The sequence below is a fragment of the Nocardia sp. NPDC060259 genome (assembly GCF_042728775.1).
Classification (GTDB): domain Bacteria; phylum Actinomycetota; class Actinomycetes; order Mycobacteriales; family Mycobacteriaceae; genus Nocardia.
On record NZ_JBHXAY010000084.1, the window covers coordinates 24082 to 33030 of the forward strand.

The window sequence follows — 8949 nt, forward strand, 5'->3', positions numbered from 1 at the left end:
GACGTCAATTCCGCGGTGGCGATCACTTCGGCGCGGATGTGGCAAGTCGCCGGCGCGGCGCTATCGCTCGGAAGCCGAGGCCGGGGTCTGCTCGCGCGGCGCAACCCACAGGGCCTCGGCGAGGGCGCACAGCTCACCGCCGCGCGTCGAAAGGGACGCGCCCACCGTGTATTTGCGGCCTTCGCTGCGGATCGCCCAGGCATGCGAGATGTATTCCGCGCCCGCCAGGACCGGCTGGAACCGGGTGGCGGTGAGGGCCGCGGTAACCGCCCCGTGGGCCATTCCCTGGAACACCCAGGCGGCGATACCGCCGGGGCAGTCGAGGGCAGCCCAGACGATCTCCGGTGGCAGTTCCCCGTTGTCGTCCGCGAGGCCCTGATCCGGAGTCCACGCGGCGGCGATGACCGGACGGTCCGGTACCGGCCAGGGGAAAAGGCGCAGGCCGTGGCCGGGCGAGCACTCGACACCGCAGCCGAAGCAGTCGGTGACCGGGCGTTTCGGGCTCGCGAGCGCGGCTTCGGCAGCGCGCTTCGCCGCCGACCAGGAGGGACCGGGCGGCGCGGTGATGCCGAGCGTGGCGGGAGCAGCCTGCGCCAGCAGCGTGCCGTCCGCGTCGGTCAGGGTCGCGTGCCCGGGTTCGGCGGCGGGCAGGGCGATCGGGGTGTCGATCGGGACAGCGCGGCGGAAATCGACGCGCACGGTGTCGGCTCCGGATCGGCGGGCCAGCATTCCGGCCACATATCCGCCGAACGCCACCTGCGGATAGCCGTGCACATGGCCGGGAATCGTCACCGTCTCGGTCTGGATCATGCTGGTGGTCACCCTTTCGGCCGGTAGAACACCCTCGACGATATCGATGGGCCGGGGAGGCCGCTGCGAGGGGCCCGGCATGCGAAAGGGCCGGACCCGCCTGGGCCCGGCCCTTCGCCGGACGGCTATTCCTCGTCGAGCAGCAGGTCGGCGGCGGCCGCCTCGTCGACGACCCAGGTGGTCGACTCGATGCCGACGGCGCCCGCCGACGGAACGTCGTCGGGCGACGCGCCGTTGACCGCGGCGGCCACGGCGGCCGCCTTGGCGGTGCCGCTGACAACGAGCATCACGTGGCGGGAGCGGTGGATCGCCGGGAGGGTCAGGCTGACCCGGGTCGGCGGCGGCTTCGGGCAATCATGCACGGCGACAACGTAATCGTGCTGTTCCCGGATGGCGGGGGAGTGCGGGAACAGGGAGTCGATGTGGCCTTCGGGGCCCATGCCGAGAACGGTCAGGTCGATGTCGCCGCGCTCGTCGAGCTCGGTGTGGATCGCCTGGGCATAGGCGGCGGCCGCCGCCTCCGGCGAGCCGTAGGTGCCGTCCGAGGCCGCGATCGGGAAGACGTGGGCCGGGTCGAGCGGGACGAAGTCGAGCAGCGCCTTCCTGGCCTGGAGTTCGTTGCGATCCGGGTCGTCCGCGGGGACGAAACGCTCGTCGCCCCAGTAGACGTAGAGCTTGGACCAGTCGATGGCGCCCGGGTTCTGCCGGACCCGCTCGAGCAGCCGGATGCCGTCGCTGCCGCCGGTCAGCGACACCGAGGCGGTGCCGCGTTCGGCCTGGGCAGCGACGATCACGTCGACGAATCGTTCGGCGGCGGCATCGGCCAGACCGTCGGCGTCGTCGTGGACCTCGACGGTATCGGCCGGGAATTCGGCACCGAGCTCGTCGTGCACGTCGGTGTGGTCACTCATAGGTCACCTTCTCGATTCCGGCGAGCGCCTCGGCGTAGATCTCGTCGGCATCGAGCCGGCGCAGTTCCTCGGCGAGGCAGTCGCGAGTTTCCCGGCGCGCCAGCGCGATGCGCTGATCGGGTTCACCGGTGCGGGTCAGCGTTGCTGTTCTTCCTAGTTGCGGGCGGCTGATGGCGATCGAATCCGCGCCGCGGTGCAGCTCCACCCGCAGCTCACCCGTCCTGCGGATGACGGGACAGCTCAGACGCGAAGCGAGCCAGCCCGCGAGGGTGTCCAGCGCGGGCTCGCCGGCCAGGCCGGACACGGTCACCGAGGTGACCGGCTCGAACGGCGGCTCGTCCAGCGCGGCGGCCAGCAGCGCACGCCAGTAGGTGATGCGGCTCCACGCCAGATCGGTGTCGCCCACCGCGTAGGAGTAGCGGCGCTTCTTGATGGCGGCCTGCGGATCGGGCGCGAAGGTGGCGTCGGTGATCCGGCGCTTGGCCAGCTTGCCCACCGAGTCCAGCGAAGGGAACTCCGGCGCGCCACGCGGCCACCACGCCACCACGGGGGTGTCGGGCAGCAGGAACGGCGTGACGACGCTGCTCTCGTGGTTCACCAGCGGACCCTGCAACCGCAGCACGATCACCTCGGCCGCACCGGCGTCGCCGCCGACGCGGATCTGGGCGTCGAGGCGGGTATCGGCGTCGCGGTCGCCGCGGGCCAGCACGATCACCCGGCACGGGTGTTCGCGGCTGGCGTCGTTGGCGGCGTCGATCGCGTCCTCGGCCTCGGAGGAATCCAGGGTGCAGACCACCAGGGTGAGCACCCGGCCCTGGGTGATGACGCCGTTGGTCTCGCGCAACTGCACCATCCGCTTGCCGACCTCGACGGTGGTGGTGTCGGGCATGTCGACGATCACGGGCGCCGCCATTCCCGCCCGCTGCGCGCGAGCATCTCATCGGCCGAGGCCGGGCCCCAGGTGCCCGCCTCGTAGGGTTCGGGCTTGCCCTCGGCCGCCCAGTGCTCGAGCACGGGATCGAGGATGCGCCAGGACAATTCGACCTCCGCGTTGACCGGGAACAGCGAGGGCACGCCGAGCAGCACGTCCAGGATGAGCCGCTCGTAGGCCTCGGGGGAGGACTCGGTGAACGCCTCGCCGTAGCTGAAGTCCATGTTCACATCGCGCACTTCCATGCCGGAGCCCGGCACCTTGGAGCCGAAGCGCAGGGTGATGCCCTCGTCCGGCTGCACCCGGATGACCAGCGCGTTCTGCCCGAGTTCCTCGGTCATGGTCTGGTCGAACGGCAGGTGCGGCGCGCGCTTGAAGATCACCGCGATCTCGGTCACCCTGCGGCCGAGGCGTTTTCCGGTGCGCAGGTAGAACGGGACACCGGCCCAGCGGCGGTTCTCCACGTGCAGGGTGATCGCGGCGTAGGTCTCGGTCCGCGACTGCGGGTCGAAACCGTCCTCCTCGTGCAGGCCGACCACCTGCTCGCTGCCCTGCCAGCCCTCGGTGTACTGGCCACGCGCGGTCGTCTCGTCCAGCGGCGCGACGAGTTTGGTCGCCGAGAGCGCCTTGATCTTCTCGGTGGTGAGCTGCTCCGGCTCGAAGGAGGTGGGCTCCTCCATCGCGGTCAGCGCCAGCAGTTGCAGCAGATGGTTCTGGATGACGTCACGCGCGGCGCCGATCCCGTCGTAATACCCCGCACGCCCGCCGAGGCCGATGTCCTCGGCCATGGTGATCTGCACGCTGTCGACGTAGTTGGCGTTCCAGAGCGGCTCGAACAACTCGTTGGCGAAGCGCAGCGCCAGGATGTTCTGCACCGTCTCCTTGCCGAGGTAGTGATCGATGCGGAAGACCTGCTCCTCCGGGAAGACCCGGTTGACCAGGGCGTTGAGTTCCTTGGCACTGGCCAGGTCGTGCCCGAAGGGCTTCTCGATCACCACCCGCCGCCACGGCAGGTAGCCGTCGGCGCCGGTGCCGACCGGCTGGGCCAGCTTGTGCTCGGAGAGCTGGTCGAGCACCACCGGGAACATGTTCGGCGGAATCGACAGGTAGAAGGCGTAATTGCCGCCGGTGCCGCGGGTCGCGTCCAGGGTCCGCAGGGTGTCGGCGAGCGTCGCGAAGGCCGCGTCGTCGTCGAAACTGCCCTGGACGAAGCGCAGCCCCTCCGCCAGGTGATCCCAGACCTCCTGGCGGAAGGGTGTGCGCGCGTGTTGTTTCACCGCGTCCAGGACGACGGCGGCGAAGTCTTCGTCGGCGTAGTTACGCCGGGCGAACCCGACCAGGGCGAAACCAGGGGGCAACAGCCCCTGGTTCGCCAGGTCGTAGATGGCCGGCATCAGCTTCTTGCGGGACAGATCTCCGGTGACACCGAAGATCACCATGCAGCAGGGCCCCGCGATGAAGGGAACCCGTTTGTCTCGTTCGTCGCGCAGCGGGTTGCGCCACAGCCCCGCCGCCCGATCCGTCGATGCTGTGCCGGCCATCGGGTCAGTTGCCCCCCGCCGCCGCGGTGCGCAGTTCGCCGGTGGTGGCTTCGAGCAGTTCGTTCCACGCCGACTCGAACTTGTCGACGCCCTCGCGCTCGAGCAGCGCGAACACATCGTCGAGGTCGATGCCGACCGCCGCCAGGTCGGCGAAGACCTGCGCGGCCTCGGTGGCCCGGCCGCTGAGCGTGTCGCCGAGGACCTCGCCGTGATCGGCGAAGGCCTGCAATGTCTTCTCCGGCAGGGTGTTCACCGTGTTCGGGCCGACCAGCTCGGTGACGTACAGGGTGTCGGAGTAGTCCGGGTTCTTCACCCCGGTCGACGCCCACAGCGGACGCTGGCGGTTGCCACCCTGCGCGGCCAGGTGGTTGTAGGTGGAGGTGTGCGCCCCACCGTCGAACACGTCCTGGTACTCGGCGTAGGCCAGCCGGGCGTTGGCGACACCGGCCTTGCCGCGCAGCGCGAGCGCCTCCGGCGTACCGATCGTGTCCAGGCGCTTGTCGATCTCGGTGTCGACGCGGGAGACGAAGAACGAAGCGACGGAATGGATCTTGGCCAGATCGTGGCCGCCGATCTTCGCGTTGCGCAGACCGTCGAGGTAGGCGCCCATCACCGCGCGGTAGCGCGGCACCGAGAAGATCAGCGTCACGTTGACGCTGATGCCCTCGCCGATCACCGCGGTGATGGCGGGCAGGCCCGCCTCGGTGGCCGGGATCTTGATGAACAGGTTCTTGCGGTCGACGATCTTCCACAGCTCGATCGCCTGGGCGACGGTCTTGTCGGCGTCGAAGGCGAAGCGCGGGTCGACCTCGATCGACACGCGGCCGTCGACGCCGTTCGTTGCCTCGAACACCGGGGCGAGCACGTCGCAGGCGGCGCGCACGTCGTCGGTGGTCATGGTGCGGATCGCGGCGTCGGCGTCGGCGCCCTGGGCGGCAAGCTCTTTCAGCTGACCGTCGTAGTCGTGCCCCTTGCTCAGGGCGGCCTGGAAGATGCTCGGGTTCGTGGTGACACCGACGACGCTGCGGGTCGCGACCAGGTCGGCGAGATTGCCGGACTGGATCCGATCACGGGACAGATCGTCGAGCCACACCGAGACCCCCGCGGCCGAGAGCGCGGCGAGATTCTCGTTCTGTGCCATTGGTTTTACCCCTTCACCTTGTCGGTCGAACGCAGTGCGGCGGCGACGACGGCATCGGCGGTGATACCGAATTCGCGGAACAGAGTCTTGAAGTCGGCCGAGGCACCGAAGTGATCGATGCCGACGACCTCGCCCGCGTCACCGACGAACCGGTGCCACGGCATCGCGATACCGGCCTCGACGGCCACCCGGGCACGCACCGAGGGAGGCAGCACCTCGTCGCGGTAGCCCTGGTCCTGCGCGTCGAACCATTCCACACACGGCATCGAGACCACGCGGGTCGGGATGCCCTGCTCCTCCAGGGTAGTGCGCGCGGCGACCGCGAGCTGGAGCTCGGAACCGGTGCCGATCAGGATGACCTGCGGGGTACCGGTCGAGGCCTCGGCCAGCACGTAGCCACCCTTCTTGACACCCTCGTAGCTGGTGCCCTCCAGGGTCGGGATGTCCTGGCGGGTCAGCGCCAGCGCGGACGGGCCGTCCTGGTGCGGTGCGTCGAAGGTGTGGAAGTGCGAGATGTGCTCGTCGGAGTCGCGCTCGAGAATGGTGCGCCAGGCGTGCACGGTCTCGTTGGCGTCGCCGGGACGCACGACATTGAGGCCCGGGATCGCGCGCAGCGCGGCCAGGTGCTCGACCGGCTGGTGGGTCGGGCCGTCCTCGCCGAGTCCGATGGAGTCGTGGGTCCAGACGTAGATGGCGGGCACCCGCATCAGCGCGGCCAGGCGAACGGCCGGGCGCATGTAGTCGGAGAACACCAGGAAGGTGCCGCCGTACGGGCGGGTCGGGCCGTGCAGCGCGATGCCGTTGAGGATCGAGCCCATCGCGTGCTCACGGATACCGAAGTGCAGGGTGCGGCCGTAGGGCTGCGCCTTCCACATGCCGGTCGAGATCGACTCGGGGCCGAAGCTCGGCTGGTTGGGCATGGTGGTGTTGTTGGACTCGGCCAGGTCGGCCGAACCGCCCCACAGCTCGGGCAGCTCGTCGGCGACGGAGGCCAGGAACTTGCCGGAGGCCTTGCGGGTGGCCATGCCCTTCGGGTCGGTCTCGAAGCTCGGCAGCGCCTCGACCCAGCCCTTGGGCAGCGAGCGGGTCTGCAGGCGGTCGAACAGGGCCTTGTTGGACGGGTTCGTCTCGGCCCATTTGTCGAAGTCCAGCTGCCACTTCGCCTTGGCCTCGGTACCGCGGGCCAGCGCGTTGCGGGTGTGCTCGATGACGGCCGGGTCGACGTCGAAGGACTTCTCGGGATCGAAGCCGAGCGCCTTCTTCACCGCGGCGACCTCGTCGGCGCCCAGTGCGGCGCCGTGCACGCCACCGGTGTTCATCTTGTTCGGCGCGGGGAAGCCGATGATGGTGCGCAGGATGATGATCGACGGCTTGTCGGTCTCGGCCTTGGCCGCCTCGATGGCCGCCTCGATCGCCACGACGTCCTCGCCGCCCTCGACGATCTGCACGTGCCAGCCGTAGGCCTCGTAGCGCTTGGCGACGTCCTCGGTGAAGGCGATGTCGGTGTCGTCCTCGATGGAGATCTCGTTGTCGTCGTAGATCACCACGAGGTTGCCCAGCTGCTGGGTGCCCGCGATCGAGGAGGCCTCGGCGGTGACGCCCTCCTGCAGGTCGCCGTCGGAGGCGATGGTGTAGATGAAGTGGTCGAACGGGCTGGTGCCCGGCGCCGCTTCCGGATCGAACAGGCCACGCTCACGACGGGCGGCCATCGCCATGCCGACCGCGGAGGCCAGGCCCTGGCCCAGCGGGCCGGTGGTGATCTCGACGCCGTCGGTGTGCCGGAACTCGGGGTGGCCCGGGGTCAGCGAACCCCACTGGCGCAGGTGCTCGAGGTCGGTCAGCTCCAGGCCGAAACCGGCCAGGTAGAGCTGGATGTAGAGGGTGAGGCTGGAATGCCCACAGGACAGCACGAACCGGTCGCGACCGACCCAGCGCGGTTCCGCGGGGTCATGGCGCATCGTGCGCTGGAAGAGGGTGTAGGCGACCGGCGCGAGGCTCATCGCGGTGCCGGGGTGTCCGTTGCCCGCCTGCTGCACGGCATCGGCGGCGAGGACGCGGGCGGTATCGACGGCCTTGGTGTCGAGGTCCGTCCAGTCGCTGGGGTAGTTCCGCTGAGTGAGGGCGCGAATGTCGTCTGTGACTGACACGACCGTGGTTCTCCTGACCTGAGGTTTCGTCGACGGCGATACATGGCAGCTGCGATGTGTCTCGAACGGATCGCACGCGGCCGGGGGTGCGTACCGATGTACATCCATACCCTAGTGGTGATGCTCGGTGGGACCGGCGCGAACCCTGGTTGTGAGTGTAGTGCGGACCTGGGCGTCGTCTCCGGTGTGGGCGGCATCCATCGGCGGGCAGGGCGGTGGCGCATCCGCGGTGCCGTTCACCTGCATGTCGATGCCGGTTCACCGTGGGGTGGGGCCTCGTGACGGCCGCGGGAGCGGCAGTGACCGTGCCCACGGTGGCAGGGCCCTGGCGTGGAGCGGCACCGGCGTGGGTCTACCATCGTCTGTAGTAGTGGCCGCGCCGCAGCCGCGCGCTGCTCGTTCCAATGCCGGATGCGAAGCACAGCGTGCGAGGAGAAACAGTGCGGATCGATCCCCAGCCGGGTAGTAGCGGTGCGCACAATTCCTCGACGGCACTGGCCGATCGCCTCACCGGGGACGGTCTCGTCTCCAAGATAGTGCGCAAGCCACTCGCCTACATCGCGCTCACCAAGCCGCGTGTCATCGAGCTGTTGCTCGTCGCCACCATCCCGACGATGTTGCTGGCCGACCGCGGCACCGTCGACATCCGGCTGATCCTGGTCACCCTGTTCGGTGGCTGGATGGGCGCGGCCAGCGCCAACACCCTCAACTGTGTCGCCGACGCCGACATCGACAAGGTGATGAAGCGGACCGCGCGGCGCCCGCTGGCCCGCGACGCGGTGCCGACCAGGCACGCGCTCGTCTTCGGTGTGGCACTGGGCGCGATCTCGTTCGCGTGGCTGTGGTGGCAGGCCAACCTGCTCAGCGGCGTGCTGGTGGTCGCGACGATCCTGTTCTACGTCTTCGTCTACACCAAGGGCCTCAAGCGCCGGACCTCGCAGAACGTGGTGTGGGGCGGCGCCGCGGGCTGCATGCCCGCCCTCGTCGGCTGGTCCGCGGTCACCGGGAACATCGGCTGGCCCGCGATCGTGCTGTTCGCCGTCATCTTCTTCTGGACGCCGCCGCATACCTGGGCGCTGGCCATGCGCTACAAGGAGGACTACCGGGCGGCGGGGGTGCCGATGCTGCCGGTGGTCGCGACCGAGCAGGTCGTCACCAAGCAGATTGTCATCTACACCTGGTTGACCGTGCTGGCCACGCTGGCTCTGGTCCCCGCGACCGGTGTCATCTACGCGGCCGTCGCGCTGGTGGCCGGTGCGTGGTTCCTGCTGATGGCGCATCAGCTCTACGCCGGGGTGCGGCGTGGTGAGTCGGTGAAGCCGCTGCGGTTGTTCCTGCAGTCGAACAACTACCTGGCGGTGGTGTTCTGTGGTCTGGCTGTCGACTCGGTGCTCGGGTGGACCACGCTGGGTAGCCTCGTCGGGCTCTGATACTTCTCGAAACGAACGCCGGTGGCCGGGCAGGGATG

Annotated in this window: 7 protein-coding genes; 1 reads left to right on the forward strand and 6 read right to left on the reverse strand. The window is 69.3% G+C overall.

Features of this window, described 5'->3' with window-relative positions:
• Nucleotides 1-60: 60 nt before the first annotated feature.
• The 6 genes from ACFWF2_RS25240 to tkt all read right to left on the reverse strand — a co-directional run bounded on the left by ACFWF2_RS25240 (nt 61) and on the right by tkt (nt 7481).
• On the reverse strand, nt 61-822 hold the full coding sequence (locus ACFWF2_RS25240; RefSeq protein WP_379309922.1) for a PaaI family thioesterase: 762 nt from the start codon (nt 820-822) through the stop codon (nt 61-63).
• A 113-nt stretch (nt 823-935) separates the two neighbouring features.
• On the reverse strand, nt 936-1721 hold the full coding sequence (pgl, locus tag ACFWF2_RS25245) for a 6-phosphogluconolactonase (protein ID WP_379309923.1): 786 nt from the start codon (nt 1719-1721) through the stop codon (nt 936-938).
• Entirely contained in the window at nt 1714-2622 is a 909-nt protein-coding gene (opcA, locus tag ACFWF2_RS25250) for a glucose-6-phosphate dehydrogenase assembly protein OpcA (protein ID WP_379309924.1), read from the reverse strand. The genes pgl and opcA overlap by 8 nt, the downstream gene beginning before the upstream one ends.
• A complete protein-coding gene (gene zwf, locus ACFWF2_RS25255; RefSeq protein ID WP_379309925.1) occupies nt 2619-4193 on the reverse strand; it encodes a glucose-6-phosphate dehydrogenase in 1575 nt (524 codons plus the stop codon). Before zwf ends, opcA begins: the two co-directional genes overlap by 4 nt.
• A 4-nt stretch (nt 4194-4197) precedes the next feature.
• On the reverse strand, nt 4198-5334 hold the full coding sequence (gene tal / locus ACFWF2_RS25260) for a transaldolase (RefSeq protein ID WP_379309927.1): 1137 nt from the start codon (nt 5332-5334) through the stop codon (nt 4198-4200).
• Nucleotides 5335-5339: 5 nt separating this feature from the next.
• Nucleotides 5340-7481 (reverse strand): transketolase, encoded by a 2142-nt coding sequence (gene tkt, locus ACFWF2_RS25265; protein ID WP_379309928.1) that lies wholly within the window; start codon nt 7479-7481, stop codon nt 5340-5342.
• A 440-nt stretch (nt 7482-7921) separates the two neighbouring features.
• Here tkt and ACFWF2_RS25270 point away from each other — a divergent pair, with 440 nt between their 5' ends.
• On the forward strand, nt 7922-8911 hold the full coding sequence (locus ACFWF2_RS25270; protein ID WP_379309929.1) for a heme o synthase: 990 nt from the start codon (nt 7922-7924) through the stop codon (nt 8909-8911).
• Nucleotides 8912-8949 lie beyond the last annotated feature (38 nt).